At 67.8% G+C, this 17558-nt stretch carries 12 protein-coding genes; 5 read left to right on the forward strand and 7 right to left on the reverse strand.

The window, feature by feature from the left end; all coding sequences use genetic code 11:
* Nucleotides 1-3: 3 nt before the first annotated feature.
* Nucleotides 4-873 (forward strand): transglutaminase domain-containing protein, encoded by an 870-nt coding sequence (locus ACFYRU_RS34585; RefSeq protein ID WP_387666742.1) that lies wholly within the window; start codon nucleotides 4-6, stop codon nucleotides 871-873.
* On the opposite strand, the gene ACFYRU_RS34590 is transcribed toward ACFYRU_RS34585, so the two are convergent.
* A complete protein-coding gene (locus ACFYRU_RS34590; protein ID WP_387666745.1) occupies nucleotides 824-1435 on the reverse strand; it encodes a TetR/AcrR family transcriptional regulator in 612 nt (203 codons plus the stop codon). The genes ACFYRU_RS34585 and ACFYRU_RS34590 overlap by 50 nt on opposite strands.
* 51 nt (nucleotides 1436-1486) lie before the next feature.
* On the opposite strand from ACFYRU_RS34590, the gene ACFYRU_RS34595 reads away from it, so the two are divergent.
* Nucleotides 1487-2920, forward strand: a complete 1434-nt coding sequence (locus ACFYRU_RS34595) for an MFS transporter (protein ID WP_387666748.1) — start codon at nucleotides 1487-1489, stop codon at nucleotides 2918-2920.
* Here the strand turns inward: ACFYRU_RS34595 and ACFYRU_RS34600 are convergent.
* Nucleotides 2914-3993 carry a DUF3068 domain-containing protein gene (locus tag ACFYRU_RS34600; protein ID WP_387666751.1) on the reverse strand — a complete coding sequence of 360 codons (1080 nt, stop codon included), beginning with the start codon at nucleotides 3991-3993 and terminating at the stop codon, nucleotides 2914-2916. The genes ACFYRU_RS34595 and ACFYRU_RS34600 overlap by 7 nt on opposite strands.
* 112 nt (nucleotides 3994-4105) lie before the next feature.
* Between ACFYRU_RS34600 and ACFYRU_RS34605 the strand changes: the two genes are divergently transcribed.
* Complete coding sequence (locus tag ACFYRU_RS34605; RefSeq protein ID WP_387666754.1) at nucleotides 4106-5866, forward strand: hypothetical protein; 1761 nt, start codon at nucleotides 4106-4108, stop codon at nucleotides 5864-5866.
* Nucleotides 5863-7041 carry an acyltransferase family protein gene (locus ACFYRU_RS34610; protein WP_387666757.1) on the forward strand — a complete coding sequence of 393 codons (1179 nt, stop codon included), beginning with the start codon at nucleotides 5863-5865 and terminating at the stop codon, nucleotides 7039-7041. The genes ACFYRU_RS34605 and ACFYRU_RS34610 overlap by 4 nt, the downstream gene beginning before the upstream one ends.
* On the opposite strand, the gene ACFYRU_RS34615 is transcribed toward ACFYRU_RS34610, so the two are convergent.
* Nucleotides 6927-10967, reverse strand: coding sequence for an alpha-(1->3)-arabinofuranosyltransferase (locus ACFYRU_RS34615; RefSeq protein ID WP_387666760.1), 4041 nt, complete (start codon nucleotides 10965-10967; stop codon nucleotides 6927-6929). The genes ACFYRU_RS34610 and ACFYRU_RS34615 overlap by 115 nt on opposite strands.
* Nucleotides 10968-11026: 59 nt before the next feature.
* The gene (locus ACFYRU_RS34620) at nucleotides 11027-11773 is read right to left on the reverse strand and encodes a class I SAM-dependent methyltransferase (protein WP_387666761.1); all 747 of its coding nucleotides are present in this window, start codon (nucleotides 11771-11773) and stop codon (nucleotides 11027-11029) included.
* A gap of 116 nt (nucleotides 11774-11889) precedes the next feature.
* Here ACFYRU_RS34620 and ACFYRU_RS34625 point away from each other — a divergent pair, with 116 nt between their 5' ends.
* Nucleotides 11890-13077 carry a glycosyltransferase family 4 protein gene (locus ACFYRU_RS34625; protein WP_387666764.1) on the forward strand — a complete coding sequence of 396 codons (1188 nt, stop codon included), beginning with the start codon at nucleotides 11890-11892 and terminating at the stop codon, nucleotides 13075-13077.
* Here the strand turns inward: ACFYRU_RS34625 and ACFYRU_RS34630 are convergent.
* The 3 genes from ACFYRU_RS34630 to glgP form a co-directional block, all read right to left on the reverse strand.
* Nucleotides 12965-13225: a DUF2613 family protein gene (locus tag ACFYRU_RS34630; protein WP_387666766.1), complete on the reverse strand. Its 261-nt coding sequence runs from the start codon at nucleotides 13223-13225 to the stop codon at nucleotides 12965-12967. The two genes, ACFYRU_RS34625 and ACFYRU_RS34630, sit on opposite strands and share 113 nt — an antisense overlap.
* Nucleotides 13117-14751: a hypothetical protein gene (locus ACFYRU_RS34635; protein WP_387666769.1), complete on the reverse strand. Its 1635-nt coding sequence runs from the start codon at nucleotides 14749-14751 to the stop codon at nucleotides 13117-13119. The genes ACFYRU_RS34630 and ACFYRU_RS34635 overlap by 109 nt, the downstream gene beginning before the upstream one ends.
* Before the next feature lie 180 nt (nucleotides 14752-14931).
* Nucleotides 14932-17526: an alpha-glucan family phosphorylase gene (gene glgP, locus ACFYRU_RS34640; RefSeq protein WP_387666772.1), complete on the reverse strand. Its 2595-nt coding sequence runs from the start codon at nucleotides 17524-17526 to the stop codon at nucleotides 14932-14934.
* Nucleotides 17527-17558 lie beyond the last annotated feature (32 nt).

The raw sequence follows: 17558 nt of genomic DNA on the forward strand, positions 1-17558 counted from the left end.
CTGATGGACTACGCGATCCAGACCCCGTGGAGCGATCCCGGCCGGTACGCCGAGCTCTTCGACGCCCTGCCCGACGACGTCGCGGAGATCGCCGCGGTCGTACGCAATCTGCTGATCCACTACCGCGGCGGCGGCATCGAGTTCACCGGCGCACGCCTCGCCGAGATCGACAACCGCTGGGTGACGGCGATCCTCGAGACGGACCAGAAGCGCAACGGTACGCCGCTCGCCACACCGCGCGAGCCCGTCGACCGGGTGGTCGGGTGCTGCCGGGACTACACGCTGCTGTTCGTGTCGATCCTGCGGCACAAAGGGATCCCGGCACGCAGCCGGGTCGGTTTCAGCAACTACTTCGCCGAGGGGTTCAACCACGACCATGTGGTCGCGGAGTACTTCAACGGCGAGCGGTGGGTGATGATCGACGCCCAGATGGCGCCGGGCTCCGTCCCGTTCGAGGTCGGGGACATGCCGGCCGGGCCGTTCCGGTCAGCGGCCGAGGTGTGGCTCGGGTACCGGTCGGGCGAGCTCGACGGCGACCGGTACGGCGCGAGCCCGGAGCCGATCGCCGACCTGAAGCTGTACGGCGGCTGGTTCATCCGGAACTACGTGCACTACCAGCTCGCGCACCTGAACGGCGACGAACTGCTGCTGTGGGACAACTGGGGCGCCATGTCCGACAAGCTGGAGGGCGCCGACCTCGACCTGACCGACCGGATCGCCCGGCTGATGGTTGCCGCCGACAACGGAGACGAGACGGCGGCCAAGGAGGCCGGCGAGCTGTACCGGACGGATCCGGAGCTGAGGTTCGCGGGTCGTTCGTTCGTCACCTCTCCGGCCGGCGGGGAGTTCGCCTGGCAGGAGCTCCGTCGCTGAAGCCGTTGCCGAGCTTGTCGAAGAGGCGCTCGACCCGGGCGCGGTGATCGTCCACGACGTCAGCTGGTGCGGCCCCGGCCAGCTGACGTCGTGCCGTCTCGGTGAGAACCGCCGTGTAGCCGGCGATGAAGAACGCGGCGAGCAGTTCGTCGTTCAGTTCCTCGGCGAGGGTCTTTCGCAGGTCGTCGGCGATCTCGCGGGCGCGGGCGATCAATGCCGGTGACGCCGCGACCGTGGCGAAGAACGGGACCGACCCGTCCCGCAACCCGGACAGCGCGTGCCGTTCGTCGGCCAGGTCGAGCGTCATCCGCCGGAGCGACGCCAGTACGTCGCCGCTGTGTGCTGCCGTACGCAGCAGTTCCGCCGCGTCGTCCGCCCGGTCCAGCAGCAGGTCCTCCTTGCGCGGGAAGTGCTTGAAGACGGTCACGCTCGAGACGCCCGCCTCGCGTGCGACCTCGGCGACCGTCACCTCCTCGAACCCGCGCTCCAGGAACAGCTGGGTCGCGACCTGCGAGATCCGGGCGCGCGTCTGCGGTCCGCCGCGGGCTGCGGTTCTGGGCACGCGTGACCTCCATCTCTTGTGTCACTAAGCTTAGTGACTTAACTTAGTGGCATGTCCTCAGCTCAGGCAACTGTCATAGCAGGCGCCCCGCGTTCACTGCGCGCGGCGTGGGTCGCGTTGGCCGGCCTTTCGGCGGTCTTCCTGTTCGAGATGCTCGACAACTCGATCCTCAACGTCGCGCTCCCCACCATCGGCCGCGAACTGCACGCGTCGACCACCGCACTGCAGTGGGTCACCGGCGCGTACGCCGTGGTGTTCGGCGGACTGATGCTCGCGTTCGGCGCGGTCGCCGACCGGTTCGGGCGGCGGCGGGTGATGCTCGTCGGGCTGGTGCTGCTCGGGCTCGCGAGTCTGGCGACGGCGTTCGTGAACTCGGTCGAGCAGCTGATCGCCGTACGGGTGGCGATGGGGGTCGCGGCGGCGATGACCACGCCGGGGTCGATGGCGTTGAGCTTCCGCCTGTTCGAGGACGACGGGTTGCGGGTGCGGGCGACGACGCTGATCTCGACGGTCGGGCTGGTCGGGCTCGCGATCGGGCCGACCGCGGGCGGGTTCGTCCTCGCGGTGGCGCCGTGGCAGGTGCTACTGCTGGTGAACGTACCGATCGCGGCGCTGGCGATCATCGGCATCCGCCGCGGTGTCGCCGCGGATCTGCCTGCGGACCTGCACCGGGACCCTGTCGATGTGGCCGGCGCCGTCCTGGGTACGGCAACGATCGTGCTCGCGCTGGTCGCGCCGACGCTGTTCGTCAACGATGGCGCGGGGTCGTGGATCCCGTGGGCGTTCACGGGCGCCGCTGTCATCGGAGCCGTCGGCTTCGTCGTCCGCGAGCGCGCTACGCACTACCCGCTGCTCGATCTCAGGCTCGTAGCGCATCCGCTGGTGTCCAGTGGCCTCGCGTTCAAGGCGGCCGCCGGGCTGGCGACAGCCGGACTCGGGTACCTCGTGACGCTACAACTCCAGCTCGACTGGGGTTGGACTCCCGTCGTCGCCTCGCTCGGCCTACTCCCCCAGGTGGTCGTACTCGTCGCCGGCGGCGCACTGATCCGCCCGTTCGTCGACCGCGTCGGTCTCGAGCGCGCCGCCTGGATCAGCGCGTCGTCCGTCGTCATCGGCCTTGCTGTGTACGGCGTCGTCGGCCGCTACGGGTACGTATGGGTCGCCGCCGCTCTCGTACTGGTCGCCGCCGGGATGCGCGTCGTCGGAGTAGTTGCCGGAGTCAACGTACTGCGCGGCCTACCGAAGAACCGCACCACCATCGGCGCCGCCCTCACCGACACCGCCACCGAGGTCACGTCCGGCGCCGGCCTGGCCATCACCGGCACCATCCTCGCCACGCTCTTCACCGGCCCCATCACCACCCCGAACTGGACCACTCACCAAACCACCCAGTTCCACACCGCCACCACCACAGCCACCCTCACCCTCACCACCCTGGCCGCCGCACTAGTTGCCTACGGCATCATCAGAAGCAAGAATCACTGAACCTCACCGTCTGTTCCGCGACGAGGGCGGCGGACAATCGCCCCGAGGGCCAAGACGCCGCAGAGCAGCGTCCCGAGGGGTATCCAGAAGCCGATCAGGTGCAGTTGCGCCGCCTTGGACTTGTAGCCACCTTCGGCCACGTTGTTCTCGGTCGCGCCCGCGACATTCTTCCTGACGGTCGCGTCGTCGTACTCGATGGAGACCTGCGTCGCAGTCAGCTTGTCCTCGCCGTTGTACGCGATCGTTGCGAGCTGCTGCTCCTTGCCTTTGATGATCGCGCCGGTGACCGGCTCGATCCACAGCGTCCTGGTGTTCTCGTAGGTGCGCTGCACCGGCACCGACGCCTTGCCGGGCTGGCCGACCAGCTTGCCCGGCACGAGCAGCGGCTTGGCGAGGGGCACCTCTTGCCTCGGAATGTTCTGCTCGAACACGTAGACCTTGAGTCCGTCCAGCGTCGCTTCGGACTTGTAGTGAATGGGGAACGCCTTGCGCAGCGTCGTGTCCCAGAACCGGTACGTCGTCTTCTTGGTGGCGAACGGGAACTTCAGGACGAGTCCTTCGTGGCCCTTGAACAATGCGCTGTTCGGATCGGGCCTGAGCCGATCAGCCTTCGCCAGTGTCGTCGTGATGTACTCACCGCTGTTGTCGCCGCCTGACGGGTTCCAACGCACCGCTTCACCGGTGCGTGCATCGAGAACCACGCGTTCCTGGACGAAGCTCAACGGCAGGTCGGCGGTTTCCGACGCGTTCTTCGGGAAGTGATAGTTCCTCGAGTCATCGGTGACGACCGCAGTGTCGTACACGACCACCTTGCGGTGGAGTGCCGTGCTGATCTTCTCGGCAGCAGCCACGTCACCGCGGACGGTACGCCGTGCCTCCAGCCGAACTCCCGTCTTCTCCTTCAGGTCCGCGACGCTGAAGATCGTGGCGTCCGAGCCGACCGAGACCGTGTGTGCAACCTGGCCTTCCGGCGCCGTCGCCAATGCCGGCATCGCGTAGAACCTGGTCAGCGCCGCGACAGCGACGAAGAACACCCCTAACCCCACCAGCACCGCACGACGACGAGTCCCCACAGCATCCCCTCCCGGTCCGATTCGCGGGACGCTACCAGTGGGTAGCCAGGCTTGAACAGACGCTGGCGTGAACAAATTCGAGACTGGCCGGACTGGCATATAGTCGCCCGGCATGAGGGGGATCTCCAGCGTCCGACGACCGCCCGAGACATCGGTTCTCCGCGGCGTCGTGGTGACGATCGCACTACTGCAAACAGTCGCGCTCGGGGTGCTCGCACAGCGCGGTTCATGGCTGAGCGACGACCTCACGTTCCTGGAGCAGGGCAGTCGTGGGTTCGCCCCGGCCGAGCTGTTGACGCCGGTGAACGACCACATCGCGCCGGGCCTGCGGTTCGTGTATGCCGTCTTCGCAGAGATCGCACCCCTGAACCACGGCCTGACCATCGGCTGGCGGATGCTGATGCAGGCACTCGCGATTCTCCTGATGGGTGTCCTGCTGATGCGCGTCATCGGCCCGAGTTGGTGGGTTGCGATCGGCACGGTGTATTACGCAGTGACGCCACTCAGCATGCCGTCGTTCATGTCGTTGTCGAGCGGCGTCAACAACCTCAACGCCCACGTCTTCGGCCTGCTGTTGCTCCATGCAACGATCGATTGGCACGGCAACCACCGCCGGCGAGCGCTGGTCTACGGTCCACTCGCACTGCTGATCTCCCTTGCCTGCTGGGAGAAGTCGGTGCTGGTAGTGGTCACAGCCGTTGCCCTGGCCGAATATGTGCGAGGAGATTCGCGGCGCCGCTGGCTCCGTCACGGCTGGCCGTTCGCTGCTGTCAACGGCGTCGCGATCGTGGCCTTCGGCATCGTCTATGTGGCCTTCGGCGACCCGTCATCGGGTCAGCCGCCGAGCGCTCCGCAGGTCCTCGACCTAGTGGCCCGCAGCTTCGAAGTGCCGCTGTCCAGTCTGGTCGGGGGACCTTGGCACTGGGCTGCTTCTGGGCAGCCGTTCAGCTTCGCCGCTCCGCCCGTTGCCGCGATCGTGGCCGGGGCGGTGGCTGCCGCGACGCTGCTGCTCGTCGCGTGGAAGCGCGATCGGCGGGCACTGTGGATGTGGTGCGCCGTCGGGGTCTACGTCCTCGCCACGACTCTCGTCGTCTCCTACGGACGTTTCGACACCTTCGGTGCGAGCTTCAGCGTCCACTATCATTATTGGTCCGATCTCTCGATCCCGCTGACGCTTGCGATCGTTCTGTCCGCCCGCACCGTCCCGGTCGCCGTACCTGCTGTCGCCACGGCCTGCCTGATGATCGGAGTCGTCGTGTCGGACGCCGGTTTTGCCGTTGCCTGGGGGAAGAACCCTGCCAAGCCGTACTTCGCCGCCGTGCGGATGGAGCTGGATCTGGCCGGTCCGAACGTCAACCTCTGGGACACCCAGATGCCGCAGCCGATCGGCACTGCCCTGATGCCGGACAGCCGGCTGTCAGCTGTGCTTCGGATGGCCAGGATCCCCTTCCGGCTGCAGGCTCCTGGCAGCGAGCCGCTGCTGGTCGACGACTCGGGCGCTGTGCGGCCGGCGGCGTTCGCAACCTGGTCGCGAGGCGAGCCGGCCTCGCGCGCCAACTCGTTCTGCAACCTCCTCCTCCGGGGCACCGAGCCACTCAGAATTCCGCTGACACCGACACAGAACAAGGTTGCCGGCGCCGAGTGGTACGCGCGGGCGTCGTACTTCTCGAACCGGGAAAATCAGGTCTCTGTCGAACTCGTCGACGCGGACGGGGCGATCGCTGCGATGCCGACCGCCGGCTGGCCGGCGGGCGCCGGGACGATGTACCTGGGTCCGTCACGGCGCATCCGTGCGACCGCGGTTCAGCTGCACTCCACCGATCCCGCCACGAACCTGTGCGTGGAGCGCATCGAGATCGGCATTCCGCGATGAGAGCGACCAGATTTCCGGCGTTGGACGGTCTGCGCGCGGTCGGCGCGCTCGCAGTCATCACGACGCACGTCGGGTTTCACAGCGGAGCCTCGCTGAGCGGTCCGTTCGCAGGCATCCTCGCGCGGCTGGACGTCGGGGTGGCGATCTTCTTCGCGATCTCCGGGTTCCTCCTCTACCGGCCGCACGCCGTCGCCTGGTTCGAGGAAACGCCGCCGCCGACAACCCGTCGGTACCTTCGCAACAGAGCCCTGCGAATCCTCCCCGCGCTCTGGATGGCTGTCGCAGCGGCCGCTCTTCTCATCCCTCACAAAACCGACGTGACCTGGGCGACCTATGTCGAACAAGCGATGCTCACGCAGATCTATTTCCAGGGGGCAGCCGCGGACGGCCTCACACAGATGTGGAGCCTTGCCACCGAAGCAGCGTTCTACCTCTGCCTGCCGCTCCTGGCGAGGGTGCTCGTTGGGCGCGAGCCACCGAACCGGCGAAACATCCGCCGGTGCCTCGCTGTCATCTGTGGGTTGATCCTGCTCGGCCCGGTCTGGATGGCAACCGTGAACGTCACCGGGCACCCGCAGGCAGGGCTCTGGCTGCCCGGGTACGCCGGCTGGTTCGCCGTGGGCATGGGGCTCGCTCTGTGGCAAGTCGCCCGAACGAACGGCGGACTCGCGCCGACAGCACTGGATCCGCTGGCCCGAGTGCCCGGGACGATCTGGACGATCGCGCTCGGGCTGCTCGTCCTTGCTGCCACACCGCTTGCCGGGCCGTACAGTCTCGCCGCCTCCACGCCCGGCCAAGCATTCGTGAAGAACCTTCTGTACACGGTGATCGCCACCTGCATCCTCTTACCGGCCGTTGAGCCAACTCAGCAGGTTTCTCGCGTCCTGGGTGGCCGAGTCGGTCGTGTCGCCGGCGACATCTCGTACGGCGTCTTCGCGTACCACCTGATCGTCCTCGGTCTCGTCGAGCGGATCAGCGGCTACCGCCTGTTCAGCGGGCACGTCGTCCTCCTGCTCGTTCCCACGGTCCTCGTGTCCGCGGCCGTCGCCGCGGCGAGCTACTACGGGTTGGAGCGTCCGATCATGCGGCGTGGCAGACGGGACAAGTCGTACGACGTCTCGCCTACGACAGGTGACAGCAAAGCGAGTGCGCAGCCGAACAACACCGCCCCTTGAACGACGCCCGACGACACTCCTGCTCCCCCACCAGGCCACGGATGAACGGCAGCGAGAAGGCTCCCGAACGTCACGGCGCCAACCACAGCGACCATCGCAAGACGCCGTGACAGGAACCACGAGCAAGCTACGGCCAGAAGGACCGTCACGAAGCCGATCCAGCCCGCCATGAACACTCCAGCCGTCAGGCCGAGGACGATCGCGACCCACGGACGAACTGCACCGCGCTCCCGCGGTGGACGTCCCGACCTTCGCAGCGAGACCACGGCCGCCCCGACCATCAACAGCAGGGTCAGCGAGCCGATCAACAGGCAGGCACGATAGGTCCGGTCAGGCACGAACCTGGCGGTCACCACCTGTTCCGGTCCAGCCGGGACGATCCAGCCCTGCTGCCAGCCACCGACGCGGATCGGCGTCAGCTTGTGCCCGGCAGTGTCGTGCGCCTCCCAGCCCGCGTTGAAATTCTGCGTGACTGTCAGGATCGATTGCTCGCCTGCTGCCGGCACCGCGGCGGTCAACTCGACAGGTGACGCTCGCTCGATGGCGACCGGCAGAATCCCTGCTGCCGGCCGTTCGTCCCAACCAGGCTTGCTCAGCACCGTCTCGATCGGCACGAAGCCGCCGCCGGCCAGGGCGTCCACGGCGTGACGCCCTGGCGGTATCGAGATCTCAGAGTCCTTCCCGCAGGAGGTGTAGGTGACCGGTCGCCGCTGCAGCAGGTCCCGCAGAGTCGCTGTGACTCGAGTGTCAGCCGATACACCATCGATCCGCACCCGTGGCCCGTAGCCGCAGTAGGCGCCGGTCGGAGTACTCAGGTTGATCCGCCTGCGTAGATCGTCCGCGCCGAGCACCCGGATCTCGGCCACTCCGACCGGCGCGATCCGGGCCAGCCCGGTCGCGGAGTCGAAGTCCTTCATCGGCCGGCTCTTGACGAACGAGATCGCGATCACCCGTGCGGCTCGCGCGCCAAACCGTACATACCCCTCCGGATCCACCGTGCTCCTGCTCGGTGGACCGCCGTCGATCCGGACCACGATCTCGCTCGGACGGGACGCGGTCAGGTACGGATCGGTGAGGAACTGCAGGCCGTTCACCTGCCGGCCTCGCGGCAGCGTCAGCGTCAGGACCGGGTTCAGGTCGGTCGAACTCGCCACCCAGCCGGTCCCCAGATCGCGATCAACCGCGGCCCCCGGTCGCCCCTCCGGCTCCTGGACGGCCCGCGACGACGCCGCCGCCCTGATCGCGCCGGGAACGACCAGCAAACGCTCGAGAGTACGCCCGGCCTGGGGCAGCGCAGTTCCACGCACTTCGTACGAAGCATCCGCCGGCAGTTCCACACTGCGCCGGAGGCCACTGGGCTCCTCCGAATCAACACCTGCCCCCTCACGACACAGTGGCCGACCGTTCACGTGCAGGCAGGAGGACCGGCCGATCTGCTGGTTCCGGAACACTATGGCGCTCGGCTCCCGGCCAGGGTCCGGCACCGCGAGCCTGCTGTCCGCGGACATGCCCGGCAACGTCACCTCAGCGATCGAGACGCCGTTCGGATTCCTTCCATCGGTCACTCCGACAGTGAGCCGCAGTCGCTGCGTCTTGCCCGGCGGAACCGGAATGCTTTGGGGACCGGACGAGTCGGACACGACCGAGGTCAGCGAGCCGGTATCGGTCCGCACCTGCAGCGTTCGCACCGGCTCGGTGGTCGGTGGCAGGAGCGAGAACTGCACCCGCAGGCCGTCGACAGTGCGCGGCGACGCGAAGGTCAGCTCAAGCCATTCCCCACTGCTGCGTCCGTAGGCGCCGGAGATCCACCGGCTGGATGGATCACCGTCGACCGCGGCGAACGGCCCATTGCCCGGGCCGGCTCGCAGCGTCGCGTCGGCATCCGACGCGGACGACGAAGCGCGTACGTCGGCGATGCCGCCGTCCCAGATTCGGGTCGTGCTCGGGCCTGCTCCCTCGACGTCGTAGCCGAGTGTGCGACGGCCCTGCCTACCGGCCGCCGACGCGGTCAGGACAGGCGAGTAGTTCTCGGCTGCCCTGCCGAACGAGACTTCCCGGCGTTGCAGGCCGTCGGTCTGAACGAATGGCAGGCCGGTCAGCCGGCCTGCCGTGTCTGCGTCGGCGATCGCCTCCCGTTCTCCGCCGAGCGCGGTCAGCACGCCCGGCACGTCCTCGGCTGCACCGCGAACCTCCACCAACCGTGGGCTCGGCACCAACCGTCCCGCGCTGGTCGGTCCGGCATCGAAGACCTCCACACTCGGGTACGGAAGCCGGGTGTGCCCGTCGAGCGTCACCTCAGGTTGCTCGATCGTGCTTCCGGTCATCGGTCCGAAGGACGCCACCCGCCGGAGGCCGGCCCCGGCCAGGCTCTCGTGGACCGCGAGCGTCGACGTCAGCTGCGCGTCTCGCCGCAAGTCGTTACGTACGACGACGTACCGGACGCCGGCGCGCGTCAAGGCCTCGCGTAAGGTCTCGTCTCCGACGCCCGACCCGAGCCGCCGCTCGACCTCGTCGAGCCATCGCGTCGCGCCCGCAGAACCGAGCGGTACGGCATCCCGCACAGCCATCGGCCGCTTCAGCAGAGCCTGGAACGGCTCGTCCTTGGTCGATCCCCAGGTGAAATCCGCGAACGACGCAGCGGGAGTCACGAGCACGGTCCCCGGCACGGGCTGGTTGTCGAGCCAGGCCGCGGCATCACGCCAATAGCCAGGAATTGCGTCGTACCCCTCAGGCCGAGGCATCTGGCCCACCACGGCCGGTGTTGCGGCCGAAACCGCGAGACAAGCGACCAGTACCGGCAGGACGCGGCGGTGCACACCTCGCACAATCGTCCACTGCGACAGCCTGCTCAAGGAATGTGCCGCGGCGAGCATCAGCGGCAACCGGACGACCAGTTCGAACTTGTGCGTGTTACGGAGCGCGGCGAGTGGTCCGTCGAGCAATTCCTGCAGCTGTGGTGCGAGCGGCGAACCCGCCACGCCGGCATGCCCGACGGTGACGAGCAGCAGCCCGGCAAGGAACGAGAGTTGCAGGAACCCACGATTGCCGATCGACCGCATCGCCAGGCCGACCAGACCGAGAAGCGCGATGGCGGTGGTGATGAGGATCAGCATGGGCTGCGTGACGTAGAGCCAGCCCGCCGGCCAGCTCGGTCCGTCACCGGCTGACAGGAAGTTCAACCACTGCGACGTACCACGCAGCGACTCGAAGATGCTCGCCTTGCTTGTCGTCAATGCAGCGTTCTCGATCCAGTCGAGGAACGGCGGGCTGTACCGGCCGAGCAACACGAGCGGAGCCAGCCACCAGACCGACGCTGCAATCACACCGCCGAGCCAACCGGCAGCGAGCTTCAGCGTGAATCGATCGAGTCGGCGCGTCATCAGCCAGATCGCCGGCAGCAGGAGCGTTGCTGCGGTCGCTACCGCGTTGACTCCACCGACAAGCGCGAACGCCACCGCCGACCAGGCGGCACGCCACCCGGCGGACCGGGCTCGTGGAGTGACCAACGGCAGCAGAACCCAAGGAGCCATCGCCATCGGCCACACTTCGATCGAGGTGATCGACAGCTCGCCGAGCATTCTTGGGCTGAGGGCGTACAGCAGCGCGACCGCGAAGCGCGTCCACGGCACGCCGAGCTGGAGCGCATTGCAGAGCTTCCAAACACCGACGAATGCGACGCACAACGTGAGCGACCACCACAGCCGCTGGGTGATCCAGCCCGGCACCGCCAAGGTGTCCAGCAACCAGTGGAACGGGCCCATGGGCAGCAGATAGCCGTACGCCTGGTTCTGCAGCTGGCCGAAGGCACCCTGCGGATCCCACAGGTGCAGGGATCGCGCCAGAAACGTACCGGGACCCGCTGTGAGGTCGAGCTTGGTGTCCGGAACGATCTTTCCCGGTGCCTGGTGAAAGCACAGGGCCGTCAACGCAACGCATCCCGCGATCAGTCGCGCACGCCAAACCAGGCCCGGACCCCCCTCAGCGTTCATCGGCGCCGCAGGACCAGAACGAGATTCCACGTCACGAGCTCCCGCAGGCCAGGCAGCCCGACGACGCCGTACGCCCATCGGGGGTGATACCTCGGAACCGCGGCTGTCAGGTCGGCGCCTCTGCATGAGCGAGCCCACCGCAGTCCGCCGGCGACAGTGATCGGGAAGAGCGATTCGCCGTACCTGTTCTTGGGTGGCTTGCCATGTCGTCGCTCGTAGCGGTCGGCAGCTCGATGTCCGCCGAAGTAGTGCCACGGCGCGGTCTCGTGGCCACCGTGCGGACCCCACCAACCGGTGTACGACAAGAAGATCGTCCCGCCCGGCTTGGTGACCCGGACGAGTTCGTCGGCCATCTGCCACGGGTCCGGCACATGCTCGAGCACGTTCGAGGAAAGGCAGATGTCGACCGCCGCATCCGCGACCGGCAAGGCCATACCGCTGCCGAGCACGGTGCCGGGCGTCGGTTCACCGCGGCCGCTCAGCTCGCCCAGGTCCGAGTCGATCGCGTAGTACGACGCGCCCGTGCGCCGGAAGGCATCGGCGAAGTAGCCGGGGCCACCACCCACGTCGAGGAGCACGGCTCCCGCCAGCTCGGAGTACTGACGCAGCTGGCCGACCGTGTCTTCAGCAAGCGTTTCATAGAAGCGATCCGGGTCCGTCTGCTCGACACCGAAGGCCCGGAACAGCCGCACCGCACGACGCAGATCGGCCGCCCAGGCAGGGCTTTCTGTGTCGTTCGTCATCCGCTGCACAGGCGAGACATTAACGGAACTCGTGAGGTCTGGTGTAGATCGTTACTGCTTGGTAACGTCCGCGCCCATTACCTCGGGGGAGGTGACCGGAGGGGTGGGGCGAACAAGTGACCGCACAACGCGTTCTGCTGCTGAACTGGCGCGACACGACGAACCCGGAGGGAGGAGGATCCGAGCGATACGTCGAGGAGGTGGCGAAAGGTCTTGCAACGCTGGGCTGGTCAGTCACCGTCTTGTGCGCGGCTTACCCAGGAAGCCCACGCGAGGCATGTCGGGACGACGTCAAGTACGTGTACCGCGGTAGCAAGATCACGGTGTACCTGCACGGCCTGTTCTACACATGGCTCCACCGACCCGACCGCGTGATCGACGTACAGAACGGCCTGCCGTTCTTCACCCGCCTGGTTCGCCGGACAGGTGTGTTCGTTCTCGTGCATCACGTCCACGAGGAGCAGTGGCAAGTCGTGTACCCGGGCTGGCGCGGTCGGCTCGGTTGGTGGCTGGAATCGCGTCTCGCTCCACGCTTGTACGCCGGCTGCACCTATGTGACGGTGTCGTCGGCGTCGCGCGAAGAACTCGCCCGTCTCGGCATCACCGACATCGCGCTGATCCACAACGGCACCGACCCGGCGCCACCACGCCAACGGCCGAAGGCCTCGAATCCAACCGTCCTTTGCGTCGGTCGCGTCGTACCGCACAAGCAACTCGAGCACGCTGTCGACGCCATCAGGGCTGCCCGCGTAGTCCTTCCGGACGCCAAGCTCATCGTCGTCGGCTCGGGATGGTGGGAGGACGCTCTGCGCAACTACGTCGCGGACCGTGGGCTGGACGAGGCCGTCGAGTTCCGTGGCCATGTCAGCGAGGACGAAAAGCACGCGGCCTACGACGAGGCTTGGATACTGGCGCTGCCAAGTCTCAAAGAGGGCTGGGGTCTGGTCGTTGGCGAGGCGGCTGGTCACGGCGTGCCGACCGTCGCCTATCGGACGGCCGGCGGCCCGACCGAATCGGTGAACGACGGCGTCGCAGGTGTCCTGGTGAACTGCCCGAGCGAGTTCACAGCGGCAACGGTCCGGCTGCTGCAGGACGCAGAGCTAGGCCTGCGCCTGTCACAGGGAGCAGCCGCCGGCGCCGGCACCTTCACCTGGCAGGCGGCCGCGCGGGCCTTCGACCAGCTGCTGACGGCTACTTCGTCCCGTACCCCACGATCGGCACATCCGCCTGCCCCTGAGTCTGTCCGGGCGGCGGCGCCGGATCGTCCTTCACCGACTGGACCACGCCGACAACGGTCGTCGTAGCCACCGCGAGCCCAGCGAGTACGGCGATGGCCGCACCGATCAGCGTTCCCATGAAGCGTGTCCCCTCCCGGTCAAGTGAACCGAAGAGTAACAACGGCGCAGCACCTGCGCCAGAGCACCGAGCAAGGTCGCCAGAGCCGCCGCCCACGCGCCCAGAACGACGGCGGTCCGCCATGGCGCGAACCGAAGCGGCGCCGGCGTGCCCGTGATTCGATAGACCGTCACCGTCGGACCGGAAAACTCTTCGGTCAGCCCGGACACGAGACCTTGCGGTGACGGACCACCGGCCTCATGATCGACGACGATCCAGCCGACCCCGGATCGCAGCAAGGCCGGAGCCGCATCCGTTCCGTCTCGCATTGCCGAGCGGATCGCTGCCGCAACATCTGCCGCCGTACGGTCCTCACCACTCAGTCGGCGACCGCTGACGATGAGCTCGTCCGGGGCAACCGACGGCTGTGCGAAATAGCGGGGCATCGGATCCAGTACCGGACGTCGCCCGTTCCAGACCGGTGCTCGGTAGGTCTCGAAGGGCCACGGGACGAAAGGTCCGGTGATCACCTGCCGCGCGCGCTCCCAATCGGACGGATAGTGCGCCACCCCCAGACCGGAACCGCCGAACAGAGAGGGCAAGGCAGCGATCGGTAGGAGTACCGCAGTGACCCCGACGACAGACCGAAGCGGAACGTGTTCACCGATCGCGTCCGCGCCGACGCCGAAGCCGATGGACATCAGCAGCACGAAGGGTGGAAGGTATCGCTGACCGTCGCGGAACAGTCCGACACCGGGGAGGTGCGCGACGAGTTGGGCGAATCCGCCGGGCGCCACGACACCGGCCAAGGCGATGAGCAACACAAGTACAGCTGCGACGACCAGGGCTCGAACCGCCCGGTCCCGGCGCCACCACGACACCACGCCCGCCACCGAGATCAGCAGCATCGCGAACGCGAGGACGACACTCGGCACGTCCCCACGGTTGCCGGGGACAACGTTCGCGTTCCAGACACCACCGAACGTCAGCAGAGTCGGCAACACTCCGCCGTACCCTTCGTCCCGCGCCGCGAACGCCACCACCGACGAAGGGTCCGTCGGCATTCCGCCGTGCGTCAGTCCCGCGACCACCCACGGGCTGTTCAGAAGCACCGCGGCACCCAGTGGCCAGATCCTCCTCCGTGGCGGCCAGAGCAAGATCAGCCCACCGACCAGCAATCCGATGACCCCACCAGAGGCAGTGAGCGCGCACCCGGCCGACGCGAGCACGAAACCGGCCGCGCCTTCGCCACGACGAAACCGCAGGGCAGCTCTCACCAGCCACGGCAGAGCCGCGTACCCCAGGAGAAATGCCCACGCGCCGAGGTGCAACCGCTCAGCGACGAAAGGATTCCAGACATACAAGGTGGTCGCCGCTGCGCCAGCCAACGCACCACCCAAGCTGAGCTCCCGCCAGAGAGCCGCCATACCGAACCCGGCCAGCAGCGGTATGGCGACCACAACCCCCTTGCTCAGAAGCTCGCCACCGACCAACCCGTCGAGCACGCCGACGAGCACATCGGACGGAACCGCCCTGGGCATCGCCGTCGACACTCCGAGCAGATCCAGCCGCACCGCGAGATTCGGAACGAACACCATGTCGTAACCGATCACAAAGCCCGGAGCGAGCAGCGGAGCAGTCATCAACAGCGTGAGCGCAACTATCCACGACGGAAGCAGAACGCGATGCCAGCGTGATGACACGACCACCCCCGGATGTATCCAGCGTCGGACAACCGAGCATGGGTTCTCCTGCCGTCCGGAACAAGAGATGAGCGCGCCCCGCCTGGTGGGGCAGGCGGGGCGTGTCTTTTCTGGTGAGGCTCAGAATTCCGAGCCGGCGGGGAGGTCGGGGGTGGTGGGGTCGTCGGGGTCGGACGGGCCGGCGGCCAGGCCGAGTTCGGCGACGGAGGCCAGGCCCTGGTGGTTCGGGACGACCCGGACCGTGTAGCCGAACGGACCCGTGCGGTCCAGCTTCAGTTCGCCTTCGTAGCGGTGCCGGTTGCCCTCGTAGGTCTCGGCGAGCGACAGCGTCGCGCGGACCGGGTCGGTGATCTCGTCGTTCGTGTCGACGCGACCGTGCAGGACCTCGACGCAGATGTCCGACGGCTCGAGACCGCCGAGCGCCGCGAACGCCCGGATGCCAACGGTAGTACCGAGCTGCGGTACGTCGCCGAGACCCTGCAGCTCCACGTGGTCGACGCGGATCTCCGGCCACGCCGCGCGGACCTTCTGCTTCCACGCGGCCAGCTCGCGTGCACCGTCGTACGTCGAGTTCAACGCACGCGACGACTGCGCGGCCGGCACGTACAGCTGCTCGACGTAGTCCCGGACCATCCGCGTCGCGAGAACCTTCGGCCCGAGCTCCTTGATCGTGTGCCGGAGCATCTCGATCCAGCGGCCCGGAACCGCGCCGTCGTAGAACCGCGGCGCGACCTGCTTCTCGATGATGTCGTACAGCGCGTGCGCCTCGAGGTCGTCGCGCCGCTCGGTGTCCTCGATGCCCTCGGCGGACGGGATCGCCCAGCCGAACTCGTCGTCGTACCACTCGTCCCACCAGCCGTCGCGGATGGACAGGTTGAGCGCACCGTTCAGCGCCGCCTTCATGCCCGACGTACCACAGGCCTCGTACGGACGCAGCGGGTTGTTGAGCCAGACGTCACAGCCCGGGTACATCGGCTGCGCGAGCGCGATGTCGTAGTCCGGTACGAACACGATCCGGTGCCGCACCTCGGGGTCGTCGGCGAAGCGGACCATCTCCTGGATGAGCTTCTTGCCGCCCTCGTCGTGCGGGTGCGCCTTGCCGGCGATGACGATCTGCACCGGCCGCTGCGGGTGCAGCAGCAGCGCCTTCAGCCGCTCCGGGTCGCGCAGCATCAGCGTCAGCCGCTTGTACGACGGGACGCGGCGCGCGAAGCCCATCGTCAGTACGTCCGGGTCGAGGATCGAGTCGACCCAGCCGAGCTCGGCCTCGCTCGCGCCGCGGTTCAGCCAGGACTGCCGCACCCGGGACCGGGTGTCGTCGATGAACCGCTGGCGCAGCAGCCGCTTGGTCTCCCAGATCTGCTGGTCCGTGGTCTTGTCCAGACCCGCGAACACCTCGTCGCCCTCGGTCGTGTAGTTCGCGTACGTCAGGTCGTGGACCTCACGCGCCACCCACGTCGGCGCGTGCACGCCGTTGGTGATCGAGGTGATCGGGACGTCGATCGAGTCGAAGCTCGGCCACAGGCCCGCGAACATCCCGCGGCTGACCACACCGTGCAGCTTCGAGACGCCGTTGGCGCGCTGGGCGAGCCGCAGCCCCATGATCGCCATGTTGAACAGCGCCGGGTCGCCGCCCTCGAAGTCCTCGGCGCCGAGCTCGAGGATCCGGTCGATCGGCACCCCCGGACCGAACACGTCCGGCGAGAAGTGCTGCTGGATCAGCTCGACCGGGAACCGGTCGATCCCGGCCGGGACCGGGGTGTGGGTGGTGAAGACGGTGCCGCCGCGGTTCACCTCGAGCGCGGTGTCGAAGTCGAGGTCCTTCTCGACCGACAGCTCGCGGATCCGCTCGACGCCGAGGAAGCCGGCGTGGCCCTCGTTGGTGTGGAACACCTCGGGCGCGGCGTGACCGGTGATCCGGCAGTACGTGCGCACCGCGCGGACGCCGCCGACGCCGAGCAGCAGCTCCTGGAGCAACCGGTGCTCGGTCGAACCGCCGTACAGCCGGTCGGTGACCTCGCGCTCCGACGGCTCGTTCTCCTCGATGTCGGAGTCGAGCATCAGCAGCGGCACGCGGCCGACCTGGGCGACCCAGATCTGCGCGTGCAGTTCGCGGTTGCCCGGGAGCGTCAGCGTGATGGTCGCGGGAGTGTCACCATCCCGGAGCAGGCTGATCGGCAGCCCGTCCGGGTCCACCAGGGGGTAACGCTCCTGCTGCCAGCCCTCGGCGTTCAGGGACTGCGCGAAGTAGCCGTGCCGGTACAGCAGGCCGACGCCGATCAGCGGCACGCCGAGGTCGCTGGCCGCCTTCAGGTGGTCACCGGCGAGGATGCCGAGACCGCCGGAGTACTGCGGCAGGACGTGGGTGATGCCGAACTCCGGCGAGAAGTACGCGACCGCGTCGAGCGGCGAACCGCCCGCGGTCTGGAACCACCGGTCGTCGGTCACGTAGCTGTCCAGGTCGGCTACAGCCAGTTCCAGCCGGCGCAGGAAAGCGTGGTCTGCCGCCAACTCGTCGAGGCGGGCCGCCGGGACTTCGCCGAGCAGCTTGACCGGGTCACCGCCGGTGCTCCGCCACAGCTGCGGGTCGACGGCCTCGAAGACGTCCTGCGTCTCCGGGTGCCAGGCCCAGCGGAGGTTGTTCACCAGGGTGCCCAGGCCGGTCAGCGGCTCGGGCAGGACAGGGCGGACGGAGAATCGTCGTATCGCTCGCACCGGGACACCGTACCGGGCAAAGGTGCGCAAGA

It is taken from the genome of Kribbella sp. NPDC004536 (assembly GCF_042873835.1).
In the GTDB taxonomy this organism is placed as follows: domain Bacteria; phylum Actinomycetota; class Actinomycetes; order Propionibacteriales; family Kribbellaceae; genus Kribbella.